The organism is Tropicimonas isoalkanivorans (genome assembly GCF_900112335.1).
GTDB lineage: Bacteria > Pseudomonadota > Alphaproteobacteria > Rhodobacterales > Rhodobacteraceae > Tropicimonas > Tropicimonas isoalkanivorans.
Genome location: NZ_FOLG01000012.1, coordinates 69,242 through 86,654, shown reverse-complemented (window position 1 = coordinate 86,654; position 17,413 = coordinate 69,242). Strand labels below are relative to the sequence as shown.

The 17,413-nt window shown below is 66.0% G+C and carries 15 protein-coding genes; 9 read left to right on the top strand and 6 right to left on the bottom strand.

From position 1 onward, the window contains the following. Positions 1–42 precede the first annotated feature (42 nt). Both BM075_RS17515 and BM075_RS17510 read left to right on the top strand, forming a co-directional pair. Positions 43–771: a hypothetical protein gene (locus BM075_RS17515; protein WP_093361997.1), complete on the top strand. Its 729-nt coding sequence runs from the start codon at positions 43–45 to the stop codon at positions 769–771. 99 nt (positions 772–870) lie between these two features. Beyond that, positions 871–1,383, top strand: a complete 513-nt coding sequence (locus BM075_RS17510; RefSeq protein WP_093361996.1) for a YdcF family protein — start codon at positions 871–873, stop codon at positions 1,381–1,383. Here BM075_RS17510 and BM075_RS17505 read toward each other — a convergent pair whose 3' ends face one another. The 6 genes from BM075_RS17505 to dnaE form a co-directional block, all read right to left on the bottom strand. Continuing rightward, on the bottom strand, positions 1,384–1,791 hold the full coding sequence (locus BM075_RS17505; RefSeq protein WP_093361995.1) for a universal stress protein: 408 nt from the start codon (positions 1,789–1,791) through the stop codon (positions 1,384–1,386). 83 nt (positions 1,792–1,874) lie between these two features. Continuing rightward, a complete protein-coding gene (locus BM075_RS17500; RefSeq protein ID WP_425445202.1) occupies positions 1,875–2,378 on the bottom strand; it encodes a rhodanese-like domain-containing protein in 504 nt (167 codons plus the stop codon). Between the two features lie 188 nt (positions 2,379–2,566). Beyond that, positions 2,567–2,887 (bottom strand): antibiotic biosynthesis monooxygenase family protein, encoded by a 321-nt coding sequence (locus BM075_RS17495; RefSeq protein WP_093361993.1) that lies wholly within the window; start codon positions 2,885–2,887, stop codon positions 2,567–2,569. Between the two features lie 69 nt (positions 2,888–2,956). Then, positions 2,957–3,802 carry a DUF6206 family protein gene (locus BM075_RS17490; RefSeq protein WP_245758894.1) on the bottom strand — a complete coding sequence of 282 codons (846 nt, stop codon included), beginning with the start codon at positions 3,800–3,802 and terminating at the stop codon, positions 2,957–2,959. An 86-nt stretch (positions 3,803–3,888) separates the two neighbouring features. Continuing rightward, the gene (locus tag BM075_RS17485) at positions 3,889–4,296 is read right to left on the bottom strand and encodes a universal stress protein (protein WP_093361991.1); all 408 of its coding nucleotides are present in this window, start codon (positions 4,294–4,296) and stop codon (positions 3,889–3,891) included. Positions 4,297–4,453: 157 nt separating this feature from the next. Next, positions 4,454–7,912 carry a DNA polymerase III subunit alpha gene (gene dnaE / locus BM075_RS17480; RefSeq protein ID WP_093361990.1) on the bottom strand — a complete coding sequence of 1,153 codons (3,459 nt, stop codon included), beginning with the start codon at positions 7,910–7,912 and terminating at the stop codon, positions 4,454–4,456. A gap of 302 nt (positions 7,913–8,214) precedes the next feature. Here dnaE and xdhA point away from each other — a divergent pair, with 302 nt between their 5' ends. The 7 genes from xdhA to BM075_RS17445 are packed head-to-tail and all read left to right on the top strand — an operon-like array spanning position 8,215 to position 17,412. Next, a complete protein-coding gene (gene xdhA, locus BM075_RS17475; protein WP_093361989.1) occupies positions 8,215–9,642 on the top strand; it encodes a xanthine dehydrogenase small subunit in 1,428 nt (475 codons plus the stop codon). Beyond that, positions 9,639–12,053: a xanthine dehydrogenase molybdopterin binding subunit gene (xdhB, locus tag BM075_RS17470; RefSeq protein ID WP_093361988.1), complete on the top strand. Its 2,415-nt coding sequence runs from the start codon at positions 9,639–9,641 to the stop codon at positions 12,051–12,053. Before xdhA ends, xdhB begins: the two co-directional genes overlap by 4 nt. Then, positions 12,050–13,012 carry a xanthine dehydrogenase accessory protein XdhC gene (xdhC, locus tag BM075_RS17465; RefSeq protein ID WP_093361987.1) on the top strand — a complete coding sequence of 321 codons (963 nt, stop codon included), beginning with the start codon at positions 12,050–12,052 and terminating at the stop codon, positions 13,010–13,012. The genes xdhB and xdhC overlap by 4 nt, the downstream gene beginning before the upstream one ends. After that, complete coding sequence (locus BM075_RS17460) at positions 13,009–14,568, top strand: ABC transporter ATP-binding protein (RefSeq protein ID WP_093361986.1); 1,560 nt, start codon at positions 13,009–13,011, stop codon at positions 14,566–14,568. Before xdhC ends, BM075_RS17460 begins: the two co-directional genes overlap by 4 nt. Next, positions 14,565–15,650 carry an ABC transporter permease gene (locus BM075_RS17455; protein WP_093361985.1) on the top strand — a complete coding sequence of 362 codons (1,086 nt, stop codon included), beginning with the start codon at positions 14,565–14,567 and terminating at the stop codon, positions 15,648–15,650. Before BM075_RS17460 ends, BM075_RS17455 begins: the two co-directional genes overlap by 4 nt. Continuing rightward, entirely contained in the window at positions 15,650–16,582 is a 933-nt protein-coding gene (locus BM075_RS17450; RefSeq protein ID WP_093361984.1) for an ABC transporter permease, read from the top strand. Before BM075_RS17455 ends, BM075_RS17450 begins: the two co-directional genes overlap by 1 nt. Positions 16,583–16,599: 17 nt before the next feature. Further along, entirely contained in the window at positions 16,600–17,412 is an 813-nt protein-coding gene (locus BM075_RS17445; protein WP_093361983.1) for an ion transporter, read from the top strand. The last annotated feature ends 1 nt before the right edge of the window (position 17,413 follow it).

Sequence of the window (17,413 nt, the reverse complement as noted above, 5' to 3'; positions counted from 1 at the left end):
TTCATTGGCGCCTGTTGACCTGAACACTTCTGCGCCTGGGGCATGCGACGCGCTCTCTTCCTCCTATTGATCAGCCTGCTGGCAGCGGTCGGCACGTCGGCCACCGCCGGAGGGGCGTGGCCTCGCGGCAAGGGCAACGGCTTCCTCTCTGTCTCGTGGACGACGTTCGGGGATGCCGTGGGGTACGTGAAGGAAATATCCGGCCCCCTCTCCGAAAAGCCTGAACTCGAGCTCACAAACGAATCCGCCGTCTATGCCGAATACGGCATATCCGAACGCCTGACGTTCGGGCTCGACAGCTTCTCCCGGCGAGAGTCCAACCTCAGTTCCGCGATCCTGTTTATCGCCGCCGCTCTCGGCAACCTCGACTGGAAAAACCACTACGGCGCCCAGATCGGCTACGGGCCCGTGCGCGACTGGCTCGACCGGAAAGATTCGGTTCTGCGTGCCGGCCTTGCCTATGGCCGGGGGTACCAGAGCCCTTGGGGCGACGGATGGGTGGAGGTCGACGGGAAACTCGGTTGGCAGGTGGACGCGGAGGAGCGCTACTGGAAGATCGACAGCACCCTTGGCTACAACGCCACCGACAGGTCGATGCTTTACCTCCAGATCCAGAGCGGCGCCGGAGTCGACGGGCCGATTTATGTGCGTGCAGTCCCGACGTACGTGCGCCGGTTCGGCCATGGCATCAGCGTGGAATCGGCGATCTTGCTCGGGATGCAGAACGACAACGCGCAAGGGCTGAAGCTCGGCGCCTGGCTCGATTTCTGATCGACGTCACCCGGGGCGAGTCCGCCCCAAGAGCGTTGCTCGGACCCCGCCAGGACGCTACCGTAGCCTTCGTCCAAACTGCCACGATGACCTGGCCGGATGACCAACTCTCCGCCTTCGGGCAAAGACATTCCCACAACCGCCGCCCTGGTGCTCGGCGCGGCCGTCCTTCCCGGCGCGCGTCCCTCCATCGCGCTCGAACGCCGTGCGCGTCACGGGGCGGCATTGTGGCTCGAGGGGCGCGTGCAGGTTGTCATCGGATGCGGCGGCGTCGGCCGGCACCCACCGAGCGAAGCCGAGATGATTGCGCAAATCTGTGGGGCGGAAGGGGTACCGAAAGACGCAATCCTGAACGAAAGCCGCTCCACGAATACCCTCCAGAACATCGCCTTTGCGCTGCCGCTGATCGCGCAGGCCGGCATCGACGAGGTCGTCCTGGTGACGGACGGCTACCACGCGCCGCGCGCCCGGCTTATTGCCCGGCGCCTGGGGCTCAGCACCCGAAGCGCGTCCCCGACTGTAAACGATGCACGCTGGCGGCACCTGCGCTGGCGCCTACGCGAGGTACCCGCGTGGCTCTATTACCGCTTCTGGCCCGGCGCGTTCGGCTGATCAGCGCACGACGACCACGGTGCAGGGCGCATGACGCACGACTTGTGCTGCAGTGCTGCCCAGCAGGTAGTCTTGCATCCCCGGGCGGTGGCTTGCGATGACGATGCAGTCGGTTCCAACCTCCTCGGCCGTGTCGAGGATGGTCCGGCCGGCATGTCCCTCCACCAGCATCCCCTCGCCATGCGGCACGTCAGACGCGAGCCGTTGGAGCTCCTTCGCCAGTCCTTCGCGCGTCGCCTCCATCAAGTCGTCAGGTATGTGGTAAATCGCATAGGCCGGCACGTGCTCGACCACGTGAAGCAAGGTGATGGTCGCATCGTCGTCAGCCATCGCCCGGGCTGCGGCGATGGAGCGATCGACCTTCTCGTCGTCGTCGAACGAAATCGGCACGAGGATTTTCTTGTACATGACACCCCTCCCAAAGCGGTGGCCCCCAAGGATTGCGCAATCCCGCGGCCCGCGCCTTGATGCAGGTCACGCCTGCCGCGCGGTCAGTCTCCGGTGACCGTCAGGCCGAGGAGGCGCCACACCTGCATGCCCCCCCGGTAGTAGTGGATGCGTTCGGGCGGGTAGCCGGCCTCGATGATCCGCCGGATCGCCTCCGGTGATTGCCCGCACCACGGGCCGTTGCAAAAGAGCGCCACGGGCTTCGCGCCTTCACAATCCCAGCCCTCGAAATCGATTTCGCAGCCAAGCTCCGCCAGATGGTCGACCATCTCCGTGTAGGGCATCGAAACGGCCCCCGGAATGGAGCCGCCCTGGAAGTCAGGGGTCACACGGCTGTCTACAACGACGGCGTCGGGATCGGTCAGCATGTCCAGCAGTTCCAGCTCGCCGATGGTCGTCACCCCCTCCGCGGGCGAGATCGGCTGGATGCAGAACGGCGGGCAGGCGCGAGAGGTCTGCGCCCACTCCCCGGTCAAGACGTTGGACGTATCCTGAATGCGGGAGATCTCGACCGGGCCGCTGTCGGTTTCCACGGTCACACTCGGCATTCCCTTGGTAACGGCAACCTCCTGCGCGGGCGCGGAGACCGGCAAGACGAGAGCCACAAACGCGACGGCAAACGGATAACGCATCGAATCCTCCCAAATTCCTGTGCTGTGAGACTCATAGCCCGAAGCCCGTCCGGCGCCAGCACGTATCTGTCGGGTGCATCGCTGGGCAGTTCCAGGACGCGGGTTTAGTTGAAGGTTTCGACCACGTCGTACATCACCGGCTCGAAACTGCGGCACAACTCGTGGAAGCGGCGGTTGTGTTCGCGCATCTCCGGACTGCGGAGCATCGCCTGAAAGTCCTCTCGCCGCTCCCACTGGGAATAGTTGGCGATTCGCGTCTGCGCGTCGTTCACATGCAGCCCGGCCCCGATGAAGCCCGGCTGTTTCGAAATGAACGTCCGGTAGGCTTCGGTTAGCGCATCCACGAGGTCCTGACAGGTTCCGGGGCTCATCTCGAACGTGGTGATAACCGTCTGGAACGTGTTGGATTTGGAAATCGTCGGCATAAGGCTCTCCCTGGCTACGGAACCGACCCTAGCACGCGCGCCGCGGCTGCGAAGGGATTTCTGCGACGGTCAGATATTCGGCTTTCCCTGCAATCCGAGCAGCCTGCGGGCCGCCGTCCAGTACCCGGGCAATTGCGGCGGCGTGTCCAGATGCCGGTGGATCTCGTCCACATGGGGTTGCATCCGGCGGGCGGAAAAATCCCGTCCCCAGGCGAGAAATGCGTCGGCCTCGGCGGGGCGGAGCCGGCACGCGCTGCCGACGAGACCCACCAGCATGTCGGCCGGCGAATACCATTCGTCCTGGATCCCCGTCACGCGGGCACGCAACAGCGGCCCAACCGCCCGCATGAGCGGCGACCCGGAGTAGGTGATGAGCAACTGCCCCATCTCGTCCCGGCTGTAGCCGATAAGCGGCGGGAAGGTGTCGAAGAAGATGCCCTGTCCGTCCAGTACCGCAAGATTGCGGATCGAGGGATGAAACCCGATGCGTTCCGGGCGGCCGACAACGCCGGTCGCAAAGGTGGCAATCACCTCCCCCGCCGATTCCATGAGGGCGAGCGCCGTTTCCAGGTCGGCGCGCTCCATGTGCGGACGCATGAGGCTGTCGGCCGGCAAGGCCGCCTGCACGATCACCGGCACGCGCCTGCCCTGACTCTGCACCAGATGCAGCTCCGTATCCGGCAAACGGATACCGCATTCCCGTAGCGCGATGACATAGGCCGAATGAGCCTCCGCCAGCCGATCCAGCGCCGCGTCGTCCGCCCGTGACCGATAGACTTTCACAACGGAGTCGGAGAACGGCCCGTCTACCGGACGGAACGGGGCGCAGAAGTACCCCAAGCGAGAGATCGGCGCGCCTCGGACGCTCTCCGACGCCTCGATCAACCGCCGAAGCTCTGCATCCGTCTCACGCACACCCATTTCCGTACCCCCGCGGCGCCGTGCCGCCAGGCGCGCACATTAGCCTTGCCGCGAGCGGAGGGAAACAGGTGTCGAACGTGTCAGCGGACCACGTGCACCGAACACTTGGCGTGGCGGACCACCCGTGCGGCGGTGGAGCCGAGGAAGTAGTCCTGCATCCCGGGCCGGTGACTGGCGATCACGATGCAATCGCAGCCCACTTCGTCGGCATAGTCCAGGATCGTTCGGGCCGAGTGTCCCTCGACAACAACGACTTCCGCATTCGGTACATTCTCAGCGAGCGTCGCAAGGCCGTTGCTGATATCCGAGCGTGCCTTTTCCAGATGGTTCGACGGCAGGTACTCGGTCGCGTACTGGGGCAGATGCTCCATGACATGAAGCAGGGTGATCTTGCCTCCTTCGGAGCGCAGCGCTTGCGCGATATCCATCGCCTCGCGAGCGTTGCGGTCTGCTTCGAAGGAAACCGGAACAAGAACGTTTTCGTACATCTCAGTGGCCTCCTTGGCGCTCGGACGTTAGCTGACGGCGCATGGTAAAACCTTGATTTAGGTCAGATAGGTGCATCACGACGACCATTTGCGCCCCGTATCCGACAGCGTCCTCCGAAGACCCTCGCCGATAGAGCGCGGGCGGCGCAGGGCCGGATCACCTGGCGTCCAGATCCTCCACGTCGACCACGCCCTGAACCGCCTTCAGTGCCCCGCGCACCTGCGGACTGACTGGCAGGTTGGAGCCGATTTCCATCTCCACTTCCCCCGGCAAGTCCGGGTTCAGCAATGTCACCCGTATCGGCCCCTTCATCCGCACCGGACCGGCCTCGGCAGTGCGGGCGAGGATGGATTGCAGCACTGGCAGCGCACTGCCGTCGTTCACGAAGAGGCGAAAGCCGCTGGCGTCATCGCCGCGCCCGCCCTCCCCTTCCACCGGATGCGCGCCCTTGCACAACAGTTTCAGTTGCTCGCTCTCGAACGTCGCCTCCGCCGTCACGACCACATTCTGACCCGCCTCCAGGTGATCGCGCGCCTTCTCCAGCGTCTCGGAGAAGACCGTCATCTCGAACAGCCCCGTCGGGTCCGACATCTGTACGAAGGCGAACCGGTTACCGCGCGCCGATTTTCGCTCCTGCTTGCCGGCCACGGAGCCTGCCATCTTCACCACGGCCGGGCCGTTCTTAACGATCTCCTGAACCTCCTGAAACGTCTTCACGCCCCGCCGTTTTAGCATCCCCATGTAGTCGTCCAAAGGGTGCCCGGAGAGGTAAAAGCCGATCGCCGCATGCTCCTCCGTCAGCCGTTCGGCCGGAAGCCAGTCATCCGCCCGGGCCAGCCTCGGCTCAGGCAGATCTTCCCCCGCCTCCCCGAAAAGCGAAACTTGGTTGGACGTCCGCTGCTCGTGGATCGCCGCCGAATAGGCAACCAGCGGATCGAGCGAGTTCAGCACGCGCCGCCGGTTCCGGTCCAGCACGTCGAACGCCCCGGCCCGTGCCAACATCTCCAGCGGCCGCTTGCCCACGTGCTTCAGGTCAACCCGCCGCGCGAAATCGAACAGGTTCACGAAAGGCTTGTTCCCCCGCCCCTCGACGATCAGGTGCATGGCCTCCATCCCGACGTTCTTCAGCGCAGCCAGGGCGTAGACGATCTTGCCGTCGTCGACCGAAAACGTCTCGATGGAGCGGTTGATGCAGGGCGGCACGATCTCGATCTCCAAACCCCGCCGCACTTCCTCGGCATAGACGGCCAGCTTGTCCGTCAGGTGGATATCGCAGTTCATAATGCCGGCCATGAACTCCACCGGGTGGTTCGCCTTGAGCCAGGCCGTCTGGTAGGACACTACCGCATAGGCCGCCGCGTGGGACTTGTTGAAGCCGTAGTTGGCGAACTTCTCCAGCAGGTCGAAAACCTCGCTCGCCTTCTTCTTGTCCACCCCGTTTTCGGCAGCCCCCTTGATGAACTTCGGCCGCTCCGCGTCCATCGCCTCCTTGATCTTCTTGCCCATCGCCCGCCGCAACAGATCCGCGCCGCCGAGGCTGTAGCCCGCCATCACCTGAGCGATCTGCATCACCTGCTCCTGGTAGACGATGATGCCCTGCGTCTCCTCCAGGATATGGTCGATCAGCGGATGCACCGACTCCCGGTCCCTCAGCCCGTTCTTCACCTCGCAATAGGTGGGAATGTTTTCCATCGGCCCGGGCCGGTAGAGCGCCACAAGCGCCACGATATCCTCGATGCAGGTGGGCTTCATGCGCCGAAGCGCGTCCATCATGCCCGAGCTTTCTACCTGGAACACCGCGACCGTCTTGGCAGCGGCATAGAGTTCGTAGGTCTTCGCATCCTCAAGGTCGATATGGTCGATATCGACCTCCACCCCGCGCAGCTTCAGCAGGTCGAGCGCGTTCTGGATAACCGTGAGGGTCTTGAGCCCGAGGAAGTCGAACTTCACCAGCCCCGCCTGCTCCACCCATTTCATGTTGAACTGGGTGGCCGGCATGTCCGAGCGCGGGTCCTGGTAAAGCGGCACCAGCCAGTCCAGCGGCCGGTCACCGATGACCACGCCCGCAGCGTGTGTAGAGGCGTTCCGCAGCAAGCCCTCCACTTGCTGCCCGTAGGTCAGCAGCCGGTCCACCACCTCCTCGGACCTCGCCGCCTCCCGCAGCCGCTCCTCCGTTGCCAACGCCTTCTCGATGGAAACCGGCTTCACCCCCTCCACCGGGATCATCTTGCTGAGGCGATCCACCTGCCCGAACGGCATCTGAAGGACGCGGCCCACGTCCCGCACCGCCGCCTTGGACAGCAGCGCGCCGAAGGTGATGATCTGCCCGACCTTCTCGTGGCCGTACTTCTCCTGCACGTAGTGGATGACCTCCTCCCGGCGATCCATGCAGAAGTCGATGTCGAAGTCGGGCATCGAAACCCGCTCCGGGTTCAGGAACCGCTCGAACAGCAGCGAGTACCGCAGCGGATCGAGGTTGGTGATCGTCAGCGCATAGGCCACCAGCGAGCCCGCACCGGACCCCCGCCCCGGCCCGACGGGAATGTCATGCGCCTTCGCCCACTTGATGAAATCCGACACGATCAGAAAATAGCCGGGGAACCCCATCGACTCGATGATCCCCAGTTCGAACTCCAGCCGTTTCTCGTAGTCCTCCACCGGCGCCGCGTGGGGGATCACCGCCAAACGCTTCTCCAGGCCCTCGTGCGCCTGCCGCCGCAGCTCCTCCACCTCGTTCTCGGCAAAGGTCGGCAGGATCGGCTTGCGCCGCTCGGCGTGGACATGACAACGCCGCGCGATCTCCACCGTGTTCTCGATCGCTTCCGGCAGGTCGGCAAACAGCGCCGCCATCTCCTCCGGCGTTTTCAGGTAGTGCTGCGGCGTCAACCGCCGGCGCGGTTGCTGTTGGTCGACATAGGCGCCCTCGGCGATGCAGATGAGCGCATCGTGCGCCTCGTAGAATTCGGGCTTCGGGAAATAGACGTCGTTGGTCGCAACCAGCGGCAGATCCATCTCATAGGCCGTCTCCACGAAGAAGCGCTCGGTCAGCCGCTCCGCTTCCGGCGCCCCGTCATCCCCCGGATGCCGCTGCACCTCGACGTAGAGCCGCTGAGGATACGCCGCCGCTAGCCGTTCCAGCATCGCTCGCGCCTTCGGCTCGTGGCCCGCCCGCACCATCCGCCCCAACGCCCCGTCCGCACCGCCGGTCAGGCAGATCAGTCGCTCCGCATGCGCCTCAAGTTCCTCTGGCGTTACATGCGGGCGCTGATGATCCCCCCGCAGGTAGAGGCAGGAGTTGAGCTTCATCAGGTTGCCATACCCCGCCTCGTCCTGCGCCAGCAGCACGACGGGCGCCGGAGCGACCGGCTTCTGCCCCGGCAGAACCGGCTCATACTCCAGGTCCACCTGGCAGCCCATGATCGGCTGAATGCCCGCATCACGCGCAGTCATCGAAAATTCCAGCGCTGCAAACATGTTGTTGGTGTCCGTCACCGCAACCGCGGGCATCCCCATGGCCCTGCACAGGCCGGGGAGCTTCTTGGTCCGGATCGCCCCTTCGAGAAGCGAGTATTCGGTATGGAGGCGGAGATGAATGAATCGGGGGGAACTGCTCATGATGCGGAGAGTACCGAGGCGAACGAACCATGAAAACAGGCTCCGGGCGAGGATTCTGTGGATAGCCCATAAGCCGCGGCCAGACCGGCGAAATCTCCTGAGGCTATGCCCGGAGAGGCGTAGGCGCCAGCACTGGCGCCCATTTCTTGAGCGGATGCAAGCCGGATGGGCACAAATCGCCCGCACCGCTTGCAATGCGATGCGGATTTGGCTTTGCTCATGCGGAATGACAACGCCGCGCGCTTTCTACGCCGCATCGAAGGCGCGCAAGGTGGGGCTTGGGTAACGCGGCGGACGACCTCATGGAGATTTCGTTTCTTCTCAACGGAGAGACTATTCACGCGGACGCCGCGCCGACGCGCAGCCTGCTCGACTGGCTGCGGGAGGAGCGCGGCCTGAGCGGCACGAAGGAAGGTTGCAACGAGGGCGACTGCGGGGCCTGCACCGTCATGGTCACGGCCCCGGGCGACGCGCCGCGCTGCCTGAACGCCTGCATCCTCTTCCTGCCGCAGTTGCACGGGAAAGCCGTACGCACGGTGGAAGGCCTCACCGGCCCGGACGGCCAACTCCACCCGGTGCAACAGGCGATGATCGACCAGCATGGCTCGCAGTGCGGCTTCTGCACGCCGGGCATCGTCGTGTCTCTCGCCACCGCCCACACGAACCGCCGGACGGATTTCGACGACCAACTTGCCGGCAACCTCTGCCGATGCACGGGCTACGCCCCCATCGTCCGCGCGGCAGAATCGGCAGCTGCCTCCGCCCCGCCGGACTGGCTTGCGCAGGCCCCCGACTTCTCGTGGACGGAAATACCCTCGGGGGGGCGTGCCGCAGGCGCGCGGGGGGCAGACAGCCCCCCTCCTCCCCTCTCCGACAACGCCGCAATGCCCGGCTCTTCCGACGAGCTTGCCGCGTGGTACGCCGAACACCCGGACGCCACCCTCGTGGCCGGTGCCACCGACGTCGGCCTCTGGGTCACGAAAGGCCTGCGGGAATTATCCCCAGTCGCCTTCCTCGCCGGCTGCGCGGACCTGAAGCGGATCAAGACGACGGATAGCGAAATCCGCATCGGCGCCATGGTAACGATGGCGGACCTGTTGCCGGTGATGGCCGAGCATCATCCCGCCCTGGCCGAATTGCTCCGCCGCTTCGCCAGCGTCCAGATCCGCGCCGCCGCCACCCTCGGCGGGAACATCGCCAACGGCTCCCCCATTGGCGATACCCCACCCGCCCTGATTGCCCTCGGCGCCACCCTGCACCTGCGCAAGGCCGACACCCGCCGCACCCTGCCGCTCGAGGATTTCTTCCTCGCCTACGGCAAACAGGATCGCGAACCGGGCGAATTCGTCGAGGCCATCGGCATCCCGCGGCAACCCGATGCGCTGCGCTGCTACAAGCTGTCCAAGCGCTTCGATCAGGATATTTCTGCGGTCTGCGGCTGCTTCAACATCCGGGTCGAGGGCCAAACCGTCACCGAAGCGCGGATCGCCTTTGGCGGCATGGCCGCGACGCCCAAACGGGCCCGGACCGTCGAAGCCGCTCTGACGGGCAACCCGTGGACCGAGGAAACCGTCACCGCCGCGCTGCCCGCCTTCGCGGAGGATTTTGCGCCGATCTCCGACATGCGCGCCTCCGCCGGCTACCGGCTTCGCGCGGCCGAGAACATGCTGCGCCGGTGCTTTGCCGACACGGCCGGAACGGCAACCAACGTGCTGGAGGTGCGGCCATGAGCGTCACCCGCCCGCTGCCCCACGACGCGGCCCGCCTGCATGTGACCGGAGAGGCCCGCTACCTGGACGACATCCCGACACCGCGCGGCTGCCTGCACCTGGCGTTCGGCCTGTCCACGATCGCCGCTGGCCGGATCGCGTCGATGGATCTCGCCGCCGTCGCCGGCGCGCCAGGTGTCGTGGCAGTACTCACCGCCGAGGATCTCCCGGCGGAGAATGACGTCTCCCCTGCCCCTGCCTTCCACGAGGAGATGCTGTCGACCGGCGACATCCAGTACCTCGGCCAGCCGCTGTTCCTCGTCGTCGCAACAAGCCACCTCGCTGCCCGCAAAGCCGCCCGCCTTGGGCGGGTCACATACGAAGAACGCACGCCGATCCTGACAATCGACGAAGCCCTCGCTGCCGACTGGCGTTTCGAGGAGGGCCCGAGGATCTACGAGCGCGGAGACCCCGAGGCGGCGATTGCCGAAGCGGACCGCGCAATCGAGGGCTCTATCGAGATCGGCGGGCAGGAGCACTTTTATCTCGAAGGACAGGCCGCCCTTGCCTTGCCGCAGGAGGGCGGGGACATGGTCGTCCAATGCTCCTCCCAGCACCCCACGGAGATCCAGCACAAGGTGGCGGAGGCTCTGGGCGTGCCGATGCATGGCGTGCGGGTGGAAGTGCGCCGCATGGGAGGCGCCTTCGGCGGCAAGGAGAGCCAGGGCAACGCGCTGGCCGTGGCCTGCGCCGTGGCTGCGCGGGCGGCCGGACAACCATGCAAGATGCGCTATGACCGCGACGACGACATGGTCATCACCGGGAAGCGGCACGATTTCCGCATCGACTACCGTGCCGGCGTGGATGCCGAGGGGCACATACAAGGGATCGCCTTCGAGCAATTCTGCCGCTGTGGCTGGGCGCTCGATCTCTCCCTGCCCGTGGCCGACCGGGCGATGCTGCACGCCGACAATGCCTATCACCTGCCGGACGTGCGGATCACCTCGCATCGCCTCAGGACCAACACCCAGTCGGCCACCGCCTTTCGCGGCTTTGGGGGCCCGCAAGGGGTGCTGGGCATCGAACGGGTGATGGACCACATCGCCCACACCCTTGGGCTGGACCCATTGGAAGTGCGGCGGGCGAACTACTATGCCGAAACGCGCGGCGACCCGGTACACGCATCCCCCCAGAACACGGTGCAGGAACGAGTCCACACCGCAGCGGACGAGGACCCCAATTCCCGCGGCGCGGTCGAGGCCATCGAGGGCGTCGCCACGCCCACGCCGTCCTCCCCGGATGTGCAGACGACGCCGTATCACATGCCGGTCGAGGATTTCATCCTGAACGCGATGACCGACCGGCTTGCGGAGACATCCGGCTACGACGCCCGCCGCACCGCCATCCGGGACTGGAACGCGGCCAATGCGATTCTGAAGAAGGGCATCGCGCTGACGCCGGTGAAGTTCGGCATCTCCTTCACGCTCACCCACCTGAACCAGGCCGGCGCCCTCGTCCATGTCTACACGGACGGGTCGATCCACCTGAACCACGGCGGCACCGAGATGGGACAGGGCCTGTTCCAGAAGGTCGCTCAAGTGGCCGCGGACCGGTTCGGGGTGGACGTGAGCCGGGTCAAGATCACCGCGACGGACACCGGCAAGGTGCCAAATACCTCCGCCACCGCAGCCTCCTCCGGCTCGGACCTGAACGGCATGGCGGTCAAGGCCGCCTGCGACGAGATTCGCGACAGATTGGCGACGTTTCTTGCCGAACGCTCTCAGACCACGCCGGACAAGATCGTTTTCGCGGACGGCATGGTCACGGTTGGCGGCGAGCGACTGACGTTCGAGGAGGTCGTCACCCAAGCCTACATCGCCCGGATCAGCCTCAGCGCCACCGGCTACTACAAGACGCCGGACATCTCCTGGGACCGGATCAAGGGGCGCGGGCGGCCGTTCTTCTATTTCGCCTATGGCGCGGCGGTGACGGAGGTGGTGATCGACACCCTGACGGGCGAGAACCGCATCCTGCGGACAGACATCCTGCATGACGCAGGCGCCTCGCTGAACCCCGCGCTAGACATTGGCCAGATCGAAGGCGGCTACGTACAGGGCGCGGGGTGGCTCACGACGGAAGAATTGGTCTGGAACGACAAGGGGCGGCTAATGACCCACGCGCCCTCCACCTACAAGATCCCGGCCTGCTCCGACCGGCCGGACATCTTCAACGTCGACCTTTGGGACGCGCCGAACCCGTCGGAGACCATCTATCGCTCCAAGGCGGTGGGCGAGCCGCCCTTCATGCTGGGCATCTCCGCCTTCCTCGCCCTGTCGGACGCCGTGGCGGCCTGCGGGCCGGGTTACCCGTCGCTCGACGCCCCCGCCACGCCGGAACGCATCCTGGCCGCCGTCGAGAGGGTGTGCGGATGAGCTTCGACGCCCACGACCTTCGACAGGCCATTTCTGCACATGGGCGGGTCGCCCGCGTCGTGGTGGCGGAGGTCAAGGGCTCCACCCCGCGCGAGGCGGGCGCGTCGATGCTGATCTGGCGGTCCGGGCAATCCGGCACCATCGGCGGCGGCGCGCTCGAATTGGAGGCGACCCGGGCCGCGCGCGCCGCTTTGGCCAGCGGCGGCGGGCAGCTTGTTCGCCACGCGCTCGGCCCGGCGCTCGGGCAGTGTTGCGGCGGCGCGGTGACGCTCGCGACGGAAGTCTGGGATGCCCCCGCGTTGGACCGCGTGATCCAGGCGGCGCGGCATGGATGGGTCATCCGGCCGGTCGGAGACGCGCCGGCCGCCGCCTCGATCCGCCTGCGGCAGTTCCTGAGGGACATTCGCAACGGCTCCGCTCCGCCGTCGCCCGGCCTCTACGACGGCTGGTTGGCAGAGCCCATGACCACGCCCCGCCACGCCCTCTGGCTCTACGGCGCGGGCCACGTGGGTCGGGCCATCGCGGGAATCGTTGCTCCGCTGCCGGACTGGCACCTGACCTGGGTGGACACCCACGCGGACCGCTTTCCGGACGTGCCGCCGGACGGCGCGTCCCTGATGGTCGCCACCGATCCCGCGCGCGCGGTTGCCCACGCCCCGGCGGATGCCCATCACCTGATCCTCACCTATTCCCACGCTCTGGACCTGGCGCTCTGCCATGCCGTGCTCGACCGCGGCTTCGCCTCTGCCGGGGTGATCGGGTCTGCCACGAAATGGCGGCGTTTCCAGTCGCGGCTCCGCCAGCTCGGTCATCGCGATGCCGAAATCTCACGCATCGTCTGCCCGATCGGGGATGCCCGCTTGGGAAAACACCCGCAAGCCATTGCGATTGGAACAATCGCCCTGCTACTCCAATCCGCAAGCACCGCCTCCGAAACAGCCATGGACCGCCCCGCGTGACCGATCTTCTCACTGTTCAGGGGCTGACCAAGGCCTATCCCGGTGTCGTCGCCAACGATGACGTGTCGTTTTCCATCGCGCCGGGGGAAATTCACGCGCTGCTGGGCGAGAACGGCGCCGGCAAGTCGACCCTGGTCAAGATGATCTACGGGCTGGTGAAACCCGACAGCGGCCACATGCGCCTGCACGGGGAGGCGTTCGCTCCGCCCGAACCCCGCGCTGCCCGCGCCGCTGGCGTGGCGATGGTGTTCCAGCACTTTTCCCTGTTCGAAGCGCTGACGGTGGCGGAGAACGTCGGGCTCGGCATGGAAAATCCGCCGCCGATGCGCGAGCTGTCGCGCGAGATCCGGGAAGTGAGCCACGCTTACGGCCTCCCGCTGGACCCCCGCCGGCTGGTCGGGGATCTGTCGGCCGGTGAACGCCAGCGGGTGGAGATCGTCCGCTGCCTGCTGCAAGACCCGAAGCTGCTCATCATGGACGAGCCGACCTCCGTGCTCACCCCGCAGGAGGTGGAGATCCTCTTTGCCACGCTCAACAAGCTGAAGGCGGAGGGGACCTCAATCCTCTACATTTCCCACAAACTGGAGGAGATCCGGGCGCTCTGCGACGGGGCGACGATCCTGCGGCGCGGAAAGGTGGTGGGTGCCTGCGACCCCAGAGAGCGCTCGGCCGCCGAATTGGCGGAACTGATGGTGGGTCAGGCGCTGCATCGGCCGGACCGGCCGCCGGCCTCCACCGGCGAGGTGGTGCTGCAGGTGGCGGGGCTGACCAGCGAGCACGTGGCGACCTTCGGCACCCGGCTTCAGAACATCGGCTTCGAGGTTCGGTCGGGCGAGGTTCTGGGCATCGGCGGCGTCGCCGGCAACGGGCAGGACGAACTTCTGAGCGCGCTTTCGGGCGAGACGGTGGGGGCCAGCGAAACGGTGCGCCTGCGCGGCAAGCCCGTCGGCCACCTCGGCCCCAACGCCCGCCGCACGCTTGGCCTGCTGGCGGCGCCGGAGGAACGGCTGGGCCACGCCGCCGCGCCGGACATGAGCCTGACCGAGAACGCCGTGCTCTCGGGATGGCAGCGGCAGGACCTCACCCGGCAGGGCTTCGTCTTTTGGGGCAAGGCGCGCGGGTTTGCCGAAACGATCATCCAGTCCTTCGACGTGCGCACCCCCGGCCCCGGCGTCGCGGCCCGGGCGCTTTCAGGCGGCAACCTGCAGAAATTCGTGATCGGCCGGGAGATCCTGCAACGTCCCGATGTGCTCGTCGTCAACCAACCCACCTGGGGCGTGGACGCGGCGGCGGCGGCCGCGATCCGACAGGCGATCCTGGATCTTGCCGCGCAAGGGGCGGCGGTGATCGTCATCAGTCAGGACCTCGACGAATTGCTTGAGGTCTCCGACCGCTTCGCCGCCCTGAACGCTGGCCACCTCTCTGCCCCGCGCCCGGCGAAGGGGCTGAGCATGGAGCAGATCGGCCTGATGCTGGGCGGCGCGCACGACATGGACGTGGCCCACACCGACGAAGCCCAGTACATCAAGAAGACCTACGTGGAGCACCGCCCGTGATCGCGCTGGAAAAACGCCCCACGCCCTCGACCTTCTGGACATGGGCAACGCCCGTTCTGGCAGTGCTGCTGACGATGATCGCCGGGGGACTGATGTTCGCCTTGCTGGGCAAGAACCCGTTCCTGGCGATCAAGACGATCTTTTACGACCCCATTCTCGGCGAATTTGCCTTCTACTATCGTGGGCAACTGCTGGTGAAGGCCGGGCCGCTCATCCTGATCGCTGTCGGCCTCGCCATGGGGTTCAGGGCGGGCATCTGGAACATCGGCGCCGAGGGCCAATACATCATGGGTGCCATCTGCGGTGCGGCGGTGGGGCTTGCGTTCTATCCGACGGAAAGCTGGCTGATCTTTCCGTTGATGGTGATTGCCGGGGCGGCGGGCGGGCTGGTTTGGGCCATGATCCCGGCAATCCTGAAGGTGCGGTTCAACACCAACGAAATTCTCGTCTCGCTGCTTCTGGTCTACGTGGCCGAGCAACTGCTGGCGGCGATGGCGCTCGGGCCGCTGCGTAATCCGGAGGCGTCCGGCTTCCCCGGCTCCCGCAACCTCCAACAGTACCCGTCCGCCGCCAACCTGGAGCTCATCCCGGGCACAGGCGCGCATTGGGGTGTGGTCGCGGCCCTCGTGGCGGTGATCTTCGCCTACATCCTGCTCTCGCGGCACCTGACCGGGTTCCACATCCGGCTGGCCGGGCAAAGCCCGCGCGCGGCGCGGTTCGGCGGGGTCAACCCGACAGCACTGGTCGTCTTTTGCATGGGCCTTTCGGGCGCGCTTGCGGGCATGGCGGGGCTTTTCGAGGTCGCGGGGCCGGCCGGTCAGATCTCCATCGACTTCAACTCCGGCTACGGGTTCACCGCAATCATCGTGGCCTTCCTCGGCCGCCTGCACCCCATCGGCATCCTGCTCGCCGGGCTGCTCATGGCGCTGACCTACATCGGCGGGGAGGCCGCGCAGGCCACGCTTCAGATCCCCGCCGCCGCGATCCAGGCGTTCCAGGGGATGCTGCTTTTCTTCCTGCTCGGGCTCGACGTCTTCGCGAACTACCGCATTCGGCTGACGAAACGGGAGGGGGTGGCCTGATGGATATGTCGTCGATCAACTGGGTGTTGCTGCTGGCGTCGCTCATGGTGGCCGCCACGCCGATCCTGCTGGCCGGGATCGGCGAACTTGTGGTGGAGCGCTCCGGCGTCCTGAACCTCGGCGTCGAGGGGATGATGATCACCGGGGCGATCAGCGGTTTCGCCGTCGCTACCGGCACCGGCAGCGTCACGCTCGGGTTCATTGCCGCCGCCGTCGCGGGTGCGGCGCTCTCAATGCTCTTCGGGGTACTGACGCAGTTTCTGCTGTCCAACCAGGTCGCCACGGGCCTTGCGCTCACGCTCTTCGGCCTCGGGCTCTCGGCGCTGCTCGGCCAGGGCTATGTCGGCATCAAGGGGCTCAGCGTGCCGGACATCCACATTCCGTTGATCTCCGACATTCCCATTCTCGGCCCGATCCTGTTCCGTCACGACGCGATGGTCTACATCTCCATCCTCATCGTCGCCGGCGTCTGGGCGATGCTGAAGTACACCCGCGCCGGTCTGATCCTGCGCGCGGTCGGCGAGAACCACGATGCCGCCCACGCCCTCGGATACAAGGTCATCCGCATCCGCCTCATGGCCATCGCCTTCGGCGGTGCCTGTGCGGGGCTCGGCGGGGCCTACCTGAGCCTCGTCCGGGTGCCGCAATGGACCGAAGGCATGACCGCCGGTGCCGGCTGGATCGCGCTCGCCCTCGTCGTCTTCGCCTCGTGGAGGCCGTGGCGGGTGCTGATCGGGGCGTACCTCTTCGGCGGGCTGACGGTGCTTCAACTCAACCTCCAGGCCGCGGGCATGAAGATCCCGGTGGAGTACCTCGCCATGTCGCCCTACCTCATCACGATCATCGTGCTGGTCATCATGTCCTCCGGCCGTGGCCGCGCCGCGCTCGACGCGCCCGCGGCGCTCGGCCGGTCCTTTCACGCTTCCGCCTGACGTGATCAGCCCGACCGATGCGCCGCGAGGAATACATCCAGATCCTGGACGGGACGCACCCGGACCACGGACGCGGATGGGCCTATGCCCACCAGGGGCTCATCGTCGCCTCAGGTCTCGCCATCTCGCTGGAAACGGTGGAGGGTCTGCCGGTCTGGGCCCACAAAGTGCTGATCGGCTTCGAGGCGCTCGTGATCGCCGTCTTCGTGGTCGAATACGTCGCCCGGATCGTCTGCGCCCGCAAACCGCTCCGCTACATCTTCAGCTTCTGGGGCATCATCGACTTCCTCTCCTGCCTGCCCGCGCTGCTGATCGTTCAGTCGCAATGGGCCGCGCTGCGTTCGTTTCGCCTTCTGCGCCTCATTCGGCTGCTCAAGCTGCTCCACGCCAACAGGGCACTGCACCGGCTGGAGACCGCCTTGGCGAAAAGCCGGGGCGAACTGCTTGTGTTCGCGTTCCTGGCGTTGATCGTGCTCTACATTGCCGGTGTCGGCATCTTCATCTTCGAGCACGACGCCCAGCCGGAGGTGTTCACCTCCATCCCCCGGAGCCTTTGGTGGGCCGTTGTCAGCTTCACGACCGTGGGCTACGGGGACATGTATCCGATCACCCCGCAGGGGAGACTCTTCACCTCCGGAATCCTCTTCATCGGGCTTGGCGTGATCGCCGTCCCAACCGCGATCATCACGACCGCGCTGCTCAATACCGAGATCTCGGAGAAGATCGAGCGCGAGGTCGAGGAGGAGCTTGGCGAGGGACTTGAAGAAATAGAACGCGAGGTTCGCAAGGACCTCGCACCACTCAAGCGAAAACCAACAAGGAGACAGTAAG